Genomic DNA, 16,821 nt, shown 5'->3' on the forward strand with positions numbered 1-16,821 from the left:
ACTTCCGGTGATCCACCTTCGGGCACGGATCACCGGAAAAGACACCATAAATCCGGATATCGGAGACGACCGTCTCGCGGGGGTTCGGCAAAGCGCGTCCCCGTCCCCGGCAGGCCGGGGACGGGGACGCGAAGGCAGAGGGCCAGAGAGAGCGGGGACCGAAGGGGCCGGGGTCTCACTCCACCGTGACGCTCTTGGCCAGGTTCCTGGGCTTGTCGACGTCCCTGCCCAGCGCCACGGCGGCGTGGTAGGCGAAGAGCTGGAGCGGGATCGACAGCAGGATCGGGTCCAGCTCGGTCTCGTTCTTGGGCACCACGACGCAGTCGTCGGCCAGCTTGGGGTCGGCCGTGCGGTGGCCCACCATGAGCACCCGGCCGCCCCGGGCGCGGATCTCGCCCAGCGTGGTGAGGTTCTTGTCCAGCAGCTCGTCGTCGGGGACGATCGCCACCGTCGGCATGTCCGGGCCGATCAGCGCCAGCGGCCCGTGCTTGAGCTCGCTCGCCGGGTACGCCTCGGCGTGCACGTACGAGATCTCCTTGAGCTTCTGCGCGCCCTCGCGGGCCACCGGGTAACCCCTGACCCGGCCCACGAACATCATGCTCGGCGACTCGGCGTACTTGCCCGCCAGCTCCTTGATCTGCGGCTCCAGCGCCAGGATCTCCTTGATCTGGTCCGGCAGCCTCCGCAGGCCGTCGCAGACCCTGCGGCCGTCGGCGGGAGACAGGTCACGCACCCGGCCCAGGTGCAGCGCGAGCAGCGCGAAGGCCACGGCGGTCGAGGTGAACGCCTTGGTGCTCGCCACCGAGACCTCCGGACCCGCGTGCAGGTAGACGCCGCCGTCGCACTCGCGGGCGATCGCGCTGCCCACGGTGTTGACGATGCCGAGCACCCTGCCGCCCTTGCGCTTGAGCTCCTGCACGGCGGCGAGGGTGTCGTAGGTCTCCCCCGACTGGCTGATCGCCACGTAGAGGGTGTCGGCCTCCACCACCGGGCTGCGGTAGCGGAACTCGCTGGCCGGCTCCGCGTCGGCCGGGATGCGCGCCAGCTCCTCGATGAGCTGCGCGCCGATCTGGCCCGAGTAGTACGCGGACCCGCAGCCGATGATCTTCACCCGGCGGAACGAGCGGGTCTCCCGCGCGTCCATGTTGAGACCGCCCAGGTGGGCGATGTGGAAGCGGTCGTCCAGCCGCCCGCGCAGCGTCCTGGCCACCGTGTCGGGCTGCTCGGAGATCTCCTTGAGCAGGTAGTGCTCGTAGCCGCCGGTGTCGTAGTGCCCGGCCTCCCAGTCGACGGTCAGCGTCTCCTTGGCCGTCTCCCGCGCGTCACTGGCGAAGGTGTTGAACCCGTCGGCCCTCAGCACGGCGATCTCGCCGTCCTCCAGGTGCACCACCTGGCGGGTGTAGCGGACCAGCGCGGCGACGTCGGACGCGGCGAACATCTCCTTCTCCCCGATGCCCAGCACGATGGGGCTGCCGTTGCGCGCCACGACCACCTCGCCGGGACGCTCGGAGTCGATCACCGCGATCCCGTACGTGCCGACGACCCGCTTGAGCGCGGTCCGCACGGCCTCCTCCAGCGAGTCGGCCTCCTTGACCGTGCGGGCGATCAGGTGCGACAGCACCTCGGTGTCGGTCTCCGACAGGAAGATCGCCCCGTCGGCCTCCAGCTTGGCGCGCAGCTCGTCGGCGTTCTCGATGATGCCGTTGTGCACGACGCCGATGCGCTCGTCGGTGGACAGGTGCGGGTGGGCGTTGACGTCGCTGGGCGCGCCGTGGGTGGCCCAGCGGGTGTGGCCGATGCCCAGGCCGCCCTTGAACCGCGCGGGCACGACCGCGGCCAGGTCGGCCACCCGGCCCTTGACCTTGCGCATCTTGAGGCCCTTGTTGGATATCACCACCCCGGCCGAGTCGTAGCCCCGGTACTCAAGACGCTGCAGGCCCTCCAGCAGGATGGGTGCCGCGTCCTTGGGCCCTACGTAGGCCACGATTCCGCACATGTATCCGCTCCTTGTCCATGAACGATCGGGGTGCCGCCGTCCGCTACCCGTAGACGATGCGGCGAAGCTGTCGCAGGGAGAGTTCGGGTGCCGCGACACGGCGTACCGCCAGCTCGGCGGCGACCTTGGGGAAGATCTTGTCGTTGACCAGCCCCCTGGCCCTGAGCTCCGCGTGGCGCCGCCGGACGAACTCGTCGACGGGCTCGGAGAAGTAGGCCAGCACGTCCGCGACGACCCGCGCCGCCTCGCCCGGACCGAGCGCGCTCGTCCGGGTCAGGTGGGTGATCAGATCCTCGTGCGGATTCCGTGCCGTGGACACAGAGCAGGACCATACGCATCCGGGAGAGAACACACCAAGTTTCCTGCCCGATTTCGGGCAGAGAATCTCTTCAGCATCTCAACCCCGCCGCAATGCGCGACAGTCGGTAATCTCTGATAACTCTAGGTAGTTACCAGAGGGGGAGGAACCGCTATGCGCCGCCTGCCGGGGACCACCGTCGTCGCCGCTCTCACCGTCCTGGCCTCGGTCGCCCTGGCCTCGGTCGTCCCGGCGGAGGCGGCACGCCCCGGCAACCGGCCCACCCGGCTCCAGACCCACCCGGCCCCCGCCGGGACCACGACACCGCCCGCCACGGCGACGGGAGCGGTGGCACGGTCCGGTAGGCAGGCCGCCTTCGCCGAGGCGGCACGTAGATACGGGGTGCCGGAGAGCGTGCTGCTCGCGGTCTCCTACCTGGAGTCCCGCTGGGAGGGCCACGACGGGCTGCCCAGCGTCTCCGCCGGGTACGGCCCGATGCACCTGATCGACGGCCGGGCCGAACCCGGGCACCCCCACGGCGCCGGGGAGGACCCGCGCGGCGACGAGACCCGGCCGCGCGTGATCGCCCTTCCCCCCATGGCGGCGGACCCGCCGGAGGACACCCTGCGGCGGGCCTCGGAGCTGACCGGCCTGTCCCCCGACCGGCTGCGCGAGGACGCCTCCGCCAACATCATGGGCGGTGCCGCGCTGCTCGCCGACTACCGGCGCCGCACCGGCGGCGAGGGCTCCGGCGACGATCCGGCGAGCTGGTACGACGCCGTGGCCCGCTATCCCGGCGCCCCGCAGAGGGGCGCGGCGGCCGAGGAGGCGGCGCCGTCCTTCGCCGACGAGGTCTACGCGACGATCCGGGCCGGTGCCGCGCGAGTGACCGGCGACGGCGAGCGGGTGACCCTCCCCGCCACGCCGGGCCTGTCCGCACCCCCCGCACCCCCCGCCCCCGCTGCGCGGCGCCGCGCCCCCGCGCCCACCCCGGCACCCGCCACCGTGCGCGCCGTACGCGCCACGAGGCCCGCCGCGAAACCCGCCACCAAGCCCACCGCGGTGCCCGCGGTGCCCGCCACAGTGCCCGCCGCAGTGCCCGCCGCAGGGTCCGCCCCCACCCCCACCCCGGCCCCCACCCCCACCCCGGCGCCCACCCCCACTCCCGCCACGAAGATCGCCATGATGCTCGCCCAGCGGCCCGCCCCCGCTCCCGTGCCGGGACCCGACTGCCCGAAGAGCGTCTCCTGCGAGTGGCTCCCGGCCGCCTACAAGCGGCTCCCCGGCGGCGGGTACGGCAACCACGACCGCTCCGCCGGCCCCCGGAGGATCGACTACATCGTGATCCACGACGGGGAGACGAGCTACGACGCGATGACCCGCCTGGTCAAGAATCCCGCCTACCTGAGCTGGCACTTCACCATCCGCTCCGCCGACGGCCACATCGCCCAGCACCTGCGGGCCAGGGACATCGGCTGGCACGCGGGAAACTGGTACGTCAACTCCCGCTCCATCGGCCTGGAGCACGAGGGCTACCTGGCCAGGGGCGGCGCCTGGTTCACCGAGGCGATGTACCGGGCGTCGGCCAGGCTGGTCCGCCACCTCGCCGCCAAGTACGACGTCCCCCTCGACCGGGCGCACATCCTGGGGCACGACAACGTGCCGGGCACCACCCCGGAGACCGTGGGCGGCATGCACGACGACCCCGGCCCCTACTGGGACTGGGCCCACTACTTCGAGCTGCTCGGCAGGCCGCTGCGCGCCTCGGGCGGCGACGACGCGCGCTCGGTGCTGATCAGGCCCGACTACGACACCAACAGCCCGGGATTCACCGGCTGTGCCGGGGGGTGCCGCGGCCTGGGCGCCGCCTCGGTCTGGCTGCGCACGCGCCCCTCCGCCACCGCGCCACTGGTCAGGGACATCGGCAAGCACCCCACCGGCGGCTCCACGTACAGCGTCTACGACCACGCCGCCCGCGCCTCCACCGGCCAGCGGTACGCGCTCGCCGAGCGCAGGGGCGACTGGACCGCGATCTGGTACCTCGGCCAGAAGGCCTGGTTCCACGATCCGGCCGGAGCTCCCACCTCCGTACGCGCGTCCGGCCCCCTGGTGACGCCCCGGCCGGGCCGCTCCCCGGTCAGGGTGTACGGCAGGGCCTACCCGAAGGCGCCCGCCTACCCGGGGGGCGTTCCCGTACAGACCCTGACCCCGCTGCAGTACTCGATTCCCGCCGGGCAGGCGTACAGCTCCGACGCGACGGCGCGGGCCTCCTACCTCAGGGCGGCCGCCTTCGACCCGTCAGAGCACCATGTCGTCACAGGCAGGATCCGCTACCGGCAGATCCAGTTCGGGCATCGGATCATGTTCGTCCGGGCCTCCGACGTCCAGCCGGTCACCAGGTGAGGATCTCGGCAGCCCGCCTGGTTGCGCACATCCGCCCTGCGGAGGCGCTAGAGTTTTCACGTGCCCCGGAACGTTTCCGGGGGTCACGCGGAAGTGGCTCAGTGGTAGAGCATCACCTTGCCAAGGTGAGGGTCGCGGGTTCGAATCCCGTCTTCCGCTCCGGCGGGTCCTCAGGGGCCCGGCCGGTGGAGTGGCCGAGAGGCGAGGCAACGGCCTGCAAAGCCGTCTACACGGGTTCAAATCCCGTCTCCACCTCAACGCACGACCATCGGACCCCCAGGGATCCGGTAAAGTAGTGCGAGCGCGGAGGGGAAACCCGAAGCGGATACGCGGAAGTGGCTCAGTGGTAGAGCATCACCTTGCCAAGGTGAGGGTCGCGGGTTCGAATCCCGTCTTCCGCTCTGGTTCGCCCGAGGACGATTAGCTCAGCGGGAGAGCGCTTCCCTGACACGGAAGAGGTCACAGGTTCAATCCCTGTATCGTCCACCATATCTTCGCAGTTCAGATGGGGCTTCGAAGCTCCCATCATCCCGCTTTCGCGGCCTGGTCGCGCGCGGCGTCGGCGATCGCCCCGAGGTCGTCCATGGCGCTGGGACCGTTGACGACGACCAGGTGGTCGTCCGTGAAGTTGGCGATCTCCGTCGTGTCGCCACGCCGCACCACGTTGGTCGGGCCGGGACGCCCCTCGACCTTTCCCACGGAGCCGCATTCGGCGTAGAAGCGCTTGAAGGCCTGGACGGTCTCGATCCCGGAGACGACGAGCTCCGAGACCGACACCCCGTCCGCCGAGGCGAACACCCGGAACCGTACCCGGGCCTCCCCCGGGACGATGACCCGCTTCCCGCACGGCACCAGCGCCCTGTCGAGGTCGGCCCAGCGCACCTCGCCGGTCCTCTCGGCCGTCCACGGGCCACCGGGCAGTTGCGAGGCGTCGAGCAGCACCTGCGCCGTCGGCTTGGCGATGACGGGCTCCCCTTCCGCGGCGCAGGCGGACAACCCGGTCACGGCGACGGCGACGATCAGCGTCCACCGGGTCATCTGATCCTCCTTCGAGGGGACACGGACGATACCGACGCCGCGACGACCGCCAGCAGGGTCACGAACCCGGCGACGGCCAGGTGCGTGAGGCGGACGACCACGTCTTCCGGAAGGGAGACCGTGCCCGCCGCCATCATGGCACTCGCGGCGGCCCACAGACCACCGATGACGATCTTCAACGGGGACACGGGGCTCACCCCGTCCAGGCAGCCGCACGGCACCCGGCCCCGCGCCCGCAACAGGACCGCGAGATACCCGGCCAAGGCGGTGTGCCACACCGCCGCGGCCCCCCAGACGTGGCTGCCGGGATCACCCACGACCCAGGCGGCGATCACCGGCCCGGCCGTACCTAGTCGGCCACGGATGTGCAGTCGGTGGTGCCGACCTCGCGCAGCCGGGCGCCGGTGGACGCCGGCAGCTCGGGCAGCCGGAAATCGTCGCGGATCTCGACCAGTTCCCACCCGCGGTACGGACGGCCTCCAGGGCGGCCGCCGAGAGCGGAGCCCGGCCGAGGTTGGTGTGCAGGAGCACCCCGGTGGCGTTGATCACCTCACGGGGCCCGCCGGCCGGCAACGACCGCGACACCTCCTCCGGGACGTCCGAGGGGCTGATCTCTCCGTCCCTCGGCCGAATCGATTCCTCGAATCGATTCGGCCGAGGATGACCGACCCTGCGGCCCGCGTCACCTGGGCCGGTGAAGTCGCATGGCGAGCAGGTGTTCACCGAACCCTCGCCGGTCATCCTCACGGCTCCTCACGGTGAACCGGTTCGATCTAATATGTGGAAGCGTCGTGGTCGATCCATCTGAGGAGTGCCGGTGAACATCGGGGAGATCGCCAAGCGGTCCGGCGTGTCACGCAGCACGGTGTCGTACGCGCTGAGCGGCAAGCGGCCGGTGGCGGAAGGGACCCGGCAGCGCATCCAGGCGGTCATCGACGAGCTCGGCTACCGCCCCAACGCCGCGGCCAGGGCACTCAAGGAGGGCAGGACACGCACGATCGGCCTGGTCATCCCCCCGGCCAGCCGGCGTCTCACCGACGTCCAGCTGGGCTTCGTGGCCAGCGTGGTCGACGCGGCCGCACGCGCCGACCTCGACATCCTGCTCTCACCGTCCGGCGGCGAGCACGACCGCTCGTTCGAGCGCGTCGTCACCGGCAGCCGGGTCGACGGGGTCATCCTCATGGAGATCCGGCTGGAGGACGACCGGGTCACCCGCCTGCGGCAGACCGGACTGCCGTTCGTCGGCATCGGCCACACCAGCCGGCCCGACGAGATGACCTGGGTGGACATCGACTACGAGACGCTGATAGGCCGCTGTGTCCGCCATCTCGCCGACCTGGGTCATCGTCACATCGCTCTGGTCAACCGCTCGGCCGAGCTCGTCGCCGCCGGGTACGGCCCCGGCCACCGGGCACAGCTCGGCTTCACCCGCGCCATCGCCGAGCGCGGCCTGGAGGGCGTGCAGGTCTGCTGCGCCGACGACGCCCAGGCGGGGAGATCATGCGTCGAGCGGCTCCTGGCCGCGCACCCCGAGCTGACCGCCATCGCCACCGTCAACGAGGCCGCCATCCCCGGGATGTACCGCGCGCTGACCCGCGCGCGCCTGACCGTACCCGGCGACTTCTCGATCACCGGGGTCGCGGCCCGGCACTGGGCGGAGAACCTGCACCCGCCGCTCACCGCCGCCGACATCCTGGCCGACGAGCTCGGGGCGCACGCCGTCGACCTGCTGATCCAGCGCATCGCCGATCCCGGCCTCCCGCATCGCCACCTGCTCGTCGCGCCGCCGATCTCGCTGCGGGAGACGACCGGGCCGGCGCGCCCCCGAACCGGCGGCGCCTGAGCCGCGGGCACGGCCGCGACGTGCCGTCGCGGGCCGCGTGGAGGATCGATCGGTTCGGCGTCACGGCCGGTGACGTGGCGGGCGAAGGTGGTTGCACGGTGGTTCCTTCGGGGGGTGGGGGGTGGATCAGGCCACGCCCTCCTCAGGTGGGTGCCGCCCTCCCGAGGTGGAGACCGTCGTCGAACGGGGAGATGCACGACGGCGGCCGGCTGCGCGGATCCGGCCACGAACGCGAAGCGCCTCCACCTCCCGCTCATGTGATCCAGCCGCGGAGGCACCGGAAGGAGCACTCCCGGGACCTCGCTACCAAATTACGTTCCGGCCGCTCGTGCTCGTCAAGGCCTTAAGCCTGCTTATTTCACAATGAGCACATCGAGATTCCGGCCGCGGTGAGCCGCTTTTCGCTTTCACCTGCGATGATGTCCGTAACGCTGCCGTCCGCACCGAAACCTCCCGCATGAAACGTTCATATGTGTCGTACTGATCAGGCATAGCCCGATCCGCTGTGAAGGCGACCTCGACGACCACCGCGGCGAGATCCGGCAGCGCCTCTCCTCCGGCCCCGGCCGGTCATCGGCCGCAACGGAATCCGAACCGGTTCGCTCCCAAGGCGTTCGGACGGGTTGTGAGCAGGCGAGCGAGACGGACGAACGTTTCTTCCGGGCCCGGCTCCCGGCGAAAACGCGAGCATCGCCGACGAGAGCCCCCGGAAGGGAATCCGGCAGGCAGCCGGGCAGAACTGAGTCTTGACAAGCGGTCCGACCGTCGTATGTGCTTCGCTGTACACCGCCGCCTCCTCCTCACCCGGTGGATTCAGAACCCTATCGAATCGATTCGCATTCGTAGTGGCGACCGGCTTCCCGACGGGCCCCGTGGTCTTCCGAGCGCGTCTGTCTCCGCCAGGCCCCTACTTCCAAGGAGCACGACAATGCAGGTTTCCCCCATTCCCTTACCTGGCCGCATGACGCGTGGACGGCGCTCTCGAACGGCCGTCATCGCCTCTGTCGTAGCGGTGCTGACGGCCCTCCTGGCCACCGGCCTGACCTGGTGGGCGCCGGCCTCGGCGGCGACCACGCCACTGATAGGCACGGCGTCGGGCCGGTGCCTGGACGTCAACGGCGCCTCGCAGGCCAACGGCGCCGCGGTGAACATCTGGGACTGCAACGGGCAGCCCAACCAGCAGTGGACCACGACCGACGCCGGTGAGCTGCGGGTGTACGGCGGCAAGTGCCTGGACGTCTACGGCGCGGGCACCGCCGACGGCACCGCGGTGATCATCTGGGACTGCAACGGGCAGAACAACCAGAAGTGGCGCCTGAACGCCGACAACAGCATCACCGCGGTCGGCAGCGGCAAGTGCCTGGACGTGTCCGGCTACGGCACCGCCAACGGCACCAAGGTGCACATCTGGAGCTGCCACGGCGGCACCAACCAGAAATGGAGCACCGGGACCCAGCCCAGCCCGACGCCGACGATCACCCCGACGCCGCCCCCGCCCGGCGCGCGCCCGTGTGACATCTACGCCTCGGGCGGCACGCCGTGCGTGGCCGCGCACAGCACGACACGGGCGCTCTACGGCGCCTACGCCGGCAACCTTTACCAGGTCAGGCGCTCCTCCGACAGCACGACCCGGAACATCGCCGTCCTGACCGCGGGCGGCGTCGCCAACGCCGCGGCGCAGGACTCGTTCTGCACCGGCACCACCTGCGTCATCACGGTCCTGTACGACCAGTCCGGGCGGGGCAACGACCTGTGGTACCAGGGATCCACCGTGGTCCCCGGCTCCCCCCAGAGCAGGCCCGCGATCGCGACCACCGAGTCGCTCACCGTCGGCGGCAACAAGGCCTACTCCCTCTACATCAACCCCGGCAACAGCTACTGGCGGGACGGCCACCTGACCGGCGTCCCCACGGGCAGCGCGCCCGAGGGCATGTACATGGTGACCAGCGGCACCCACGTCAACAGCGGCTGCTGCTTCGACTACGGCAACAGCGAGACCACCAGGAAGGCCGACGCCGCCGGCGCCATGGACGCCATCAACTTCAGCACCCAGTGCTGGTTCGGCGGCTGCTCCGGGACCGGCCCCTGGGTCCAGGCCGACCTGGAATGGGGTCTGTTCCCCGGCGGCAGCCAGGCGTGGAACCCCAACCAGCGGGCCTTCCCCCACAAGTTCGTCACCGCCACGCTGAAGAACAACGGCACGACCCGGTTCGCGATCAAGGGCAGCAACGCCCAGTCCGGAAGCCTGTACACCCTGTACGACGGCCAGCTCCCCAACGGCTACAGCCCGATGAAGAAGCAGGGGGCGATCATCTTGGGCAGCGGCGGCGACTGCTGCAAGCCCGACGGCGGCGCCAACCTCAGCGCGGGCACCTTCTACGAAGGAGCCATGGTCGCCGGCTACCCCACCGACGCCACCGAGAACGCCGTCCAGGCCAACGTGATCACCGCCGGCTACCGCTGACCCGTCCCTGGAAAAGACCCTCACCCGGCCCGCACGCCGGCCCCCCCCTACCCAGTGGTGGCGGGGTGGCCGGCGTACGGCCACACGGTCACCTTCGCGGTGCGGTACTTTCTCCTTTACCGTCCGAGGAGAGCTCTTTCGACCATGGGTGCCAACCACTCACACGGCCCGGCCGCCCCCAGTTCCCGTGGCACGGTGTGGGCGACACTGGCCGTCATCGTTCCCCTGTCGCTGGCCACGCTGACCGCCCTGATCTGGTTGTGGCCCCCTGAACTCACCTCCACCGGCCAGCCGCCGGCCGGCCTGCAGCGGGTGACCGGGACGATCACCGCCGTCACCCTCACCCCGTGCCCGCAGGAGCCGCCCGCGGACGGGCAACCCCCCGGCCGGCAGCCGCCGGCCGACCCCGCCACCTGTGGCGACGCCAAGGTCGAGCTGACCAGCGGGCCACGGACCGGCCATTTCATCACCAGTGGCCTGCCCAGCGGGCCCGGCTCGCAGAAGTTCGCCGCGGGCGACGACGTGATCCTGATCCACACCCCCGGCGGTGAGCTGGAGGTGTCGCCGTACCAGATCTCCGACCACGACCGGTCCTCCCCGCTGTGGCTGGCCGGTGTCGCGTTCGCGGCGGCGGTGATCGCCTTCGGCCGCTGGCGCGGGGTGATGGCGCTGGTCGGGCTGGCCATCACGTTCGTGCTGCTTCTCCTGTTCGTCATCCCGGCGATCCTGACCGGTCAGCAGCCGCTGCTGGTCGCCATCGTCGGCGCCGCGGCGATCATGCTCGCGGTGCTCTACCTCACCCACGGCTTCACCATCCCCACCTCGATGGCCGTGGTCGGCACCCTGATCAGCCTCAGCCTGACCGGCGTGCTCTCGTACGCGGCCATCGGCATCGCCCAGCTCAACGGGATCACCGACGAGAGCTCGTTCTACCTGGACGTCAGCTACCGGATCAACACCGAGGGCCTGCTGCTGGCCAGCATCATCATCGGCTCGCTCGGCGTGCTGGACGACGTCACCGTCACCCAGGCCGTCACCGTCACCGAACTCGCGCACGCCAACCCCGGCTACACCTTCGCCCAGCTGTACCGGGCCGCCGCCCGGGTCGGCCGCGCCCACATCGCCTCGGTGATCAACACGATCATCCTCGCCTACGCGGGCGCGTCCCTGCCGCTGCTCCTGCTGGTCAGCGTCGGCGACCAGCCCATCGGCGAGGTGGTGACCAATCCGGTCATCGCCACCGAGATCGTCCGCAGCGTCGTGGGCACGCTGGGGCTCATCGCGGCCGTCCCGATCACCACCGCCCTGGCCGCGCTGGCCAGCGCCCGGCGGGCCACCCCCGACCACCGGTCACTCGCCACGGCGCGCCACCGGCGGCGGACGGACCCCCTGACCGACTCCGTCACCCGTTCCTAGCGGCCGGTCTCCGGAGCCCGCCCCCCTCCCACCTGGGACGATCTCCGGGCAATCATCAGGATCATCTTTTCGGCACGCGATACTCGACGATGGAGAGGCACCATGTAAGGACGCATGACCTGAAACATGGTTAATCGCTATGCTCGTGAAACACGGCAAAGGGGGCGAGCCTGTGCAGCGCGTGGTGGTCGATCCTGAGGTGCCCAGGGATGTCGCCGAGCTCTTCCGCCGGAACGGTCCGCTGCTCTACCGCCTCCGCACCGGACGCCCGCCCAGGGACCAGGACGACCCCAGGATCCCCGGAATGCTCGTAGGGATCTTCAGCGGGACGGTGGCTCTCGCGGCGGGCGGCCTCTTCGCCCTCGGCGCCCCGCTCTCGGCGGCCGTCCTGCTGCTCACCCCGCTGATCGGCCTGTACCTCTTCATCCTCGGGGTGATCTACCTCTTGAGGAAGCCCTCGCCCGCCGACTCCGTCGAACGGATCCTGTACGCGCACGCGCGGCACTGGCAGGGGCGCTTCCTGATCCTGGAGGACTTCGACCACAACGCCAGGCACCTGCTCGGCCGGGTCCAGCGGGCGATCGACTTCGTCGTGCACTCGCGGGTCAACGCGATGGGCATGCTCGACAGCGTGCGCAACTCGGTGATGCTCCCCGCCGAGGAGTGGGAGATCGCCCGGCTGCTGACCAAGCTCTCCGCGCTGCGGGCCAAGCACCACAACCTCGCCAGGGGAGGCAGGAGCCCCGAGGTGGTCGCGGCCATGGCGCCGCTGGAGCGCGCGCTGGCCGCCAGCGAGGCCGCCGTCCTCGCCCGGGTGGAGGCCCTGGAACGCTACGCGGGCCACGTGGCCGACGCCGAGCGGGCACTGCGCGCCCAGGGACAGATCGAGGTCCTGCGAGCGCACCTGCCCGAGTACGAGCAGCTCGTCGCCGAGACGGGCGCGGCCAGATTCTCCGTACCGGAGATCGGGCATCTCAGCGACGACGCCGACATGCTTCGGCGAGCGCTCCGCGAGAGCGTACGCTCGGCGCACGAGGCGTTCCGCCATCTCGACGGCTGACGTGAATGTGATCGAACGGAGGGCCGAGCCTGTGCGGCGAGTGGTGGTCGATCCTGAAGTCCCTCCCAAGACCGCCGACCTGTTCCGCCGGCACGCGTCGATGCTGTCGCGCATCCGCGCCGGTTGGAGCCCCGAGCCTCCGCCGCCCAACTCGCGCCTGCCGGGACGGTTCCTGAACGTCGGCGGCGGGGTGGCGGCGATCTTCCTGGTGTGCCTGATGTTCCTCGCCGATGTCGGGCAGCTGCTGTTCTTCATGCTCGCGCTGCTGGTCTTCGTGGTCTTCGTCGGCCTGCTGGCCGCCCGCGAGCCGGCGGAGCCGGAGACGATCGAGCACGAGCTCTACCGCGAGGCCCGCTGGTACGAGGGCCGCTACCTGCTGCCCGCCGAGGACTTCGACTACAACGCCGGGCAGCTGCTCGACCGGACCCAGCAGGCGATCGACTACATCCTGCGCTCGCGGGTCAACGCGATGGGCATGCTCGACAGCGTGCGCAACTCGGTGATGCTCCCCGCCCAGGAGTGGGAGATCGCCCGGCTGCTGACCAAGCTCTCCGCGCTGCGCAACGAGCACCACGAGTTCGTGTACGGCGGCAGCACGCCCGAGGTGGCCGCGGCCATGGCGCCGCTGGAGCGGGCGCTGGCCGCCAGCGAGGCCGCCGTCCTCGCCCGGGTGGAGGCCCTGGAACGCTACGCGGGCCACGTGGCCGACGCCGAGCGGGCACTGCGCGCCCACGAGCAGATCGAGGCGCTTCGCGCGCGGCTTCCCCGCTACGAGGAACTGCTGGCGGAGTCCGGGGCGGACACCTTCGCCGTACCGGAGATAGGGAGGCTGGCCGAGGACGCCGGTCATCTCGAGCAGGCGCTGCGCGACAGCGTCCGCTCGGCGCACGAGGCGTTCCGCCACCTCGACGGCCATCCCGCCACTCCCCCCGGCGGTCCCGCGCCCTTCGCGAGCGGGTTCCCCACCCCTTCCGACCGGTCTCAGGGCCGGGGGGACGGATCTCCCGCCCCCTTCCCCCGCGAGCCCGCCGATCCTTCCGGCGAGCCTCCGTCCCCCGGAGGCGCGTCTTCTCCCGGAGACGCGGCGGAGGAACCCCCGGGCCGCTGAGACACCGCGGTGGGGCCTTTCCTGGCCCGGTGCCGGTCCGGGCGGGTCTCACCCTTGTCATGGATCGCGAAGAAGGCGAGGATAGCTCGCGTTCTTTGGAGGTAGCATGCGGATCCGCCTGGATGTGACCCTCGGCGTGGTCGTGCTCGTCGACGTGCTCCGGGTCTTCCTGCCGTCGCTGATCACACTCTTCGGCCGGGCGGGAAGCACCCCCGCGGAGATGATGGGCCTGTACGCCGTCTCCTGGTTCGTGCTGGCCTTCCTCGCCGTCCCGCTGGCCAGGTCCGTCCGGCCGCCGCTGATCGCCCTCGGCGCCGCGGGCCTGCTGCTCCTGTTCAGGCTCGCGCTCCAGCTGACCGGCGGCGGGGACGTTCAGCTGTACGTGGCCAGCCTGGGCCTGCTGGCCGGGCTGGTCTGGCTGGTGGCGATCGCGATGAGCGGCATCGACGCCCGGCCCGTGATGGGCGGGTTGATCGTCGGCCTGGCCGCCTCCACGGTGATCCACGCGGCGCTGGACGGCATCGACCTGATGTGGCGGCCTGGAGCGGTCCCGTGGATGCTGCTGCTGGTGGAGCTCCTGCTCTTCTGCGCGTTCACGGTCCGGGCCGAACCCCCCGACGAGGAGTACTCCGGGGCTCCCCGCGCCTGGCTGGCGGTCGGCCCCGCCCTGCTGCTCTGGGGTCTCTACACCGGCAACACCGCGCACGCCCAGGCGGCGACCGACTCCGCCCAGCAGGCCGCCGCCGTGATCGTGGCGGCGTTCGCGGTGGTGTCGGCGGCGCCCGCCGCGCTGCCGGTGCTGCGCCGCCCGCTCCTGCCCGCGGTCGCCCTGGTGGCCTCGGCGGTGGCGTTCACGCTGGGCAGGGCCACCGTGGACGGCGTCCACGGCGTGGCGCCCGGCTGGACGATCGTCGCGCAGATCGTCGGCCAGGTCGCGCTGGGAGCCTGCCTGGCGCACGCCGCGGCGACCTTCGGCCGGGACCGGCCGGCCCGGCGGGGGCTGGCGGCGGCCGGGGGGATGCTGCTGTTCGTCGTGTTCGTCTTCGGCTACTACGCCGCCTACGACCTCTACCTGCCCAACGGGTGGGTGCCGGTCTGCGCGGCGCTCGTCGTCGCGCTCCTGGGCGTGGCGGGCAGCGCGGGCCTGCCGCGCCGTTCCTACGGCCGGCGGTTCGCGGCGGTCGCCGTGGCCGCGGTCGCGCTGGTGGCGGCCGTTCCCCTGTGGCAGGGCACCCCGCCCCGCTGGGAGGCGCCGGGCGACGGGCTGCGGATCGCGGCGTACAACATCAGGATGGGCTACGGCGAGTCCGGCAGGCTCTCCCTGGAGCAGCAGGCCGACGCGATCAGGGGGCTGCGGCCGCACGTGGTGGTGCTGAGCGAGGCCGACAGGGGCTGGCTGCTCAACGGCGGCCACGACGGGGTACGGCTGATCGCCGAGCGGCTGGACATGCACTACATCTGGGCCCCGGCGACCGACGAGGTCTGGGGCGACGCCCTGCTCACCACGCTGCCGATCACCACGGTGAGAAACCACGTGCTGGTCCAGGGCGGCCCGACCGGCGCCCAGGCGCTGGAGGTCGGGCTGCGGTGGCAGGGCAGGGACATCACCGTGATCGGCACCCACCTGCAGCCTCCGCCGGGCCGGCGTGAGCTCGACCAGGTCGAGCAGCTCGGGGGGATCGTCAGGAACGCCGCGAAAGGCGGCACCCCGGTGGTCGTGGCCGGTGACCTCAACCTCCAGCCCGGCGACCCCGCCTGGCGGGCGCTGACCGGCGCGGGCCTGACCGACCCCTTCGCCCCGGTGAGGCCGTTCAACACCATCCCGTCCCTGAGCGGCCCGGCCGAGCAGATCGACCACGTGCTCGTCACCCCGGGTTTCACCGGAAAGGACCAGGCCAACCCGGATGTCCCGTACTCCGACCACCGCCCGGTCGCGGTCACCCTGGTCGCCGGGCCTTGATCGAGTTCCGCTGGGTAATGTCAGTCGCATGACGGGACAACCTGTACTGGTCTTCGACGGCGACTGCGGTTTCTGCACGACGAGCGTCCGGTTCGCCGAGCGCCGCGTCGGGGTGCGCGCCCGGGTCGTCCCCTGGCAGCTCGCGGACCTCCGGGCGCTGGGCGTGACCCGCGAGCGGGCCGAGCGCGAGGTGCTCTGGGTCGAGAACGGCCGGGTGCACGGCGGCGCGCAGGCGGTGGCCAGGCTGCTGATCTCCGCGGGTCTCCCGTGGAGCCCTCTGGGGCACGTGCTGCGAATCCCGCCGTTCCGGTGGGTGGCGTGGGGGATCTACCGGCTCGTCGCCGCCAACCGTCACCGCCTGCCGGGCGGCACCCCCGCCTGCGCCCTGTCCTCGCGGCCCTCGCAGTCCTCGCAGTCCTCGCGACCCTCGCGCTCCGGGCCCGCCGGCTCCCCGGCGATCCCGGCCCCCGCGCCTTCGGAGCGCCGGTGAAGGGCGTCCTGCTCACCGGGTTCGAGCCGCTCGACGGCGTCGGCAACCCGTCGTGGGAGGCGATCAGGCTCGTGCCCGGGGTGCGTACCGCGCTGCTTCCCTGCGCGTTCGGCGGGGCGCTGGAGCACCTGCGCGCGGCGGTGGCGGAGCACGATCCGGCGGTGGTCGTGTGCGTCGGACAGGCCGGAGGGCGGCCGGACGTGACGGTGGAGCGGGTGGCCGTCAACCTCGACGACGCCTGCATCCCCGACTGCGCGGGACGCCGGCCGATCGACGAGCCGGTGGTGCGCGGCGGCCCCGCCGCCTACTTCTCCACCCTGCCGGTGAAGGCGTGCGTGGCGGCCGCGCGGGCCGTCGGGGTTCCGGCGAGCGTCTCGCAGAGCGCCGGGACGTTCCTGTGCAACCACCTCTTCTACGGCCTCATGCACATGATCGCCACCGAGAGGCCGGCGATCCGCGGGGGGTTCGTGCACGTGCCGTTCAGCCCCGAACAGGTCCTGGACGACGCCAGGCCCTCCATGCCCGTCACGGTGGTCGCCCAGGCGCTCACCGCGATCGTGACCACCGCAGTCTCGGTCTCCCTGGGCGGCGACCTCCGCCTGGTCGGCGGCTCCCTGCACTGAAGGCCCGTCGTGGTGGCCGGCCCCGGGGTCCGCGCCGAGGGCGGCCTCCGCCCGATCGCCGGCTCCCTCCGCCGGGAGTCGCCGACGGGGTGCCCGGTACCGGCTTTACGGCCCGGTCCGGT

Annotated in this window: 14 protein-coding genes, 4 tRNA genes and 1 pseudogene; 13 read left to right on the plus strand and 6 right to left on the minus strand. The window is 71.6% G+C overall.

Translation table 11 applies throughout. The annotated features are described in order from the left end of the window. Positions 1-175: 175 nt before the first annotated feature. The gene (gene glmS, locus ACTOQ1_RS00365) at positions 176-1,996 is read right to left on the minus strand and encodes a glutamine--fructose-6-phosphate transaminase (isomerizing) (protein WP_440063529.1); all 1,821 of its coding nucleotides are present in this window, start codon (positions 1,994-1,996) and stop codon (positions 176-178) included. A gap of 43 nt (positions 1,997-2,039) precedes the next feature. After that, positions 2,040-2,315, minus strand: a complete 276-nt coding sequence (locus ACTOQ1_RS00370) for a hypothetical protein (protein WP_440063530.1) — start codon at positions 2,313-2,315, stop codon at positions 2,040-2,042. Between the two features lie 153 nt (positions 2,316-2,468). Here ACTOQ1_RS00370 and ACTOQ1_RS00375 point away from each other — a divergent pair, with 153 nt between their 5' ends. The 5 genes from ACTOQ1_RS00375 to ACTOQ1_RS00395 all read left to right on the plus strand — a co-directional run bounded on the left by ACTOQ1_RS00375 (position 2,469) and on the right by ACTOQ1_RS00395 (position 5,186). Beyond that, positions 2,469-4,697 carry an N-acetylmuramoyl-L-alanine amidase gene (locus tag ACTOQ1_RS00375; RefSeq protein WP_440063532.1) on the plus strand — a complete coding sequence of 743 codons (2,229 nt, stop codon included), beginning with the start codon at positions 2,469-2,471 and terminating at the stop codon, positions 4,695-4,697. An 87-nt stretch (positions 4,698-4,784) separates the two neighbouring features. Beyond that, positions 4,785-4,856: transfer RNA gene (locus ACTOQ1_RS00380), tRNA-Gly, on the plus strand. A gap of 25 nt (positions 4,857-4,881) precedes the next feature. Then, positions 4,882-4,952, plus strand: a tRNA-Cys gene (locus tag ACTOQ1_RS00385). Between the two features lie 74 nt (positions 4,953-5,026). Continuing rightward, positions 5,027-5,098: transfer RNA gene (locus ACTOQ1_RS00390), tRNA-Gly, on the plus strand. A gap of 13 nt (positions 5,099-5,111) precedes the next feature. Continuing rightward, positions 5,112-5,186, plus strand: a tRNA-Val gene (locus ACTOQ1_RS00395). A 36-nt stretch (positions 5,187-5,222) separates the two neighbouring features. On the opposite strand, the gene ACTOQ1_RS00400 is transcribed toward ACTOQ1_RS00395, so the two are convergent. From ACTOQ1_RS00400 to ACTOQ1_RS00415, 4 genes and pseudogenes are all read right to left on the minus strand, one after another. After that, complete coding sequence (locus ACTOQ1_RS00400; protein ID WP_440063533.1) at positions 5,223-5,735, minus strand: hypothetical protein; 513 nt, start codon at positions 5,733-5,735, stop codon at positions 5,223-5,225. Then, complete coding sequence (locus ACTOQ1_RS00405) at positions 5,732-6,070, minus strand: hypothetical protein (RefSeq protein WP_440063534.1); 339 nt, start codon at positions 6,068-6,070, stop codon at positions 5,732-5,734. Before ACTOQ1_RS00405 ends, ACTOQ1_RS00400 begins: the two co-directional genes overlap by 4 nt. A gap of 14 nt (positions 6,071-6,084) precedes the next feature. Then, a complete protein-coding gene (locus tag ACTOQ1_RS00410) occupies positions 6,085-6,189 on the minus strand; it encodes a hypothetical protein (protein WP_440064742.1) in 105 nt (34 codons plus the stop codon). A gap of 47 nt (positions 6,190-6,236) precedes the next feature. Next, positions 6,237-6,476 (minus strand): annotated as a pseudogene (locus ACTOQ1_RS00415) (hypothetical protein); the annotation flags it as partial. Between the two features lie 76 nt (positions 6,477-6,552). Between ACTOQ1_RS00415 and ACTOQ1_RS00420 the strand changes: the two are divergent. The 8 genes from ACTOQ1_RS00420 (at position 6,553) to pcp (ending at position 16,699) form a co-directional block, all read left to right on the plus strand. Then, a complete protein-coding gene (locus ACTOQ1_RS00420) occupies positions 6,553-7,578 on the plus strand; it encodes a LacI family DNA-binding transcriptional regulator (RefSeq protein ID WP_440063535.1) in 1,026 nt (341 codons plus the stop codon). 1,012 nt (positions 7,579-8,590) lie between these two features. After that, positions 8,591-10,042, plus strand: a complete 1,452-nt coding sequence (locus ACTOQ1_RS00425; protein WP_440063537.1) for an arabinofuranosidase catalytic domain-containing protein — start codon at positions 8,591-8,593, stop codon at positions 10,040-10,042. Between the two features lie 144 nt (positions 10,043-10,186). Next, complete coding sequence (locus tag ACTOQ1_RS00430; protein ID WP_440063538.1) at positions 10,187-11,458, plus strand: YibE/F family protein; 1,272 nt, start codon at positions 10,187-10,189, stop codon at positions 11,456-11,458. 172 nt (positions 11,459-11,630) lie between these two features. Further along, positions 11,631-12,518, plus strand: coding sequence for a hypothetical protein (locus tag ACTOQ1_RS00435; protein WP_440063540.1), 888 nt, complete (start codon positions 11,631-11,633; stop codon positions 12,516-12,518). Between the two features lie 31 nt (positions 12,519-12,549). Further along, entirely contained in the window at positions 12,550-13,626 is a 1,077-nt protein-coding gene (locus ACTOQ1_RS00440) for a hypothetical protein (RefSeq protein WP_440063541.1), read from the plus strand. Positions 13,627-13,732: 106 nt separating this feature from the next. After that, on the plus strand, positions 13,733-15,586 hold the full coding sequence (locus ACTOQ1_RS00445; RefSeq protein ID WP_440063542.1) for an endonuclease/exonuclease/phosphatase family protein: 1,854 nt from the start codon (positions 13,733-13,735) through the stop codon (positions 15,584-15,586). A gap of 28 nt (positions 15,587-15,614) precedes the next feature. Continuing rightward, complete coding sequence (locus tag ACTOQ1_RS00450; protein WP_440063543.1) at positions 15,615-16,076, plus strand: thiol-disulfide oxidoreductase DCC family protein; 462 nt, start codon at positions 15,615-15,617, stop codon at positions 16,074-16,076. Then, positions 16,073-16,699 carry a pyroglutamyl-peptidase I gene (gene pcp, locus ACTOQ1_RS00455; protein WP_440063544.1) on the plus strand — a complete coding sequence of 209 codons (627 nt, stop codon included), beginning with the start codon at positions 16,073-16,075 and terminating at the stop codon, positions 16,697-16,699. Before ACTOQ1_RS00450 ends, pcp begins: the two co-directional genes overlap by 4 nt. Positions 16,700-16,821 lie beyond the last annotated feature (122 nt).

It is taken from the genome of Streptosporangium sp. OZ121 (genome assembly GCF_051918885.1).
GTDB lineage: Bacteria > Actinomycetota > Actinomycetes > Streptosporangiales > Streptosporangiaceae > Streptosporangium.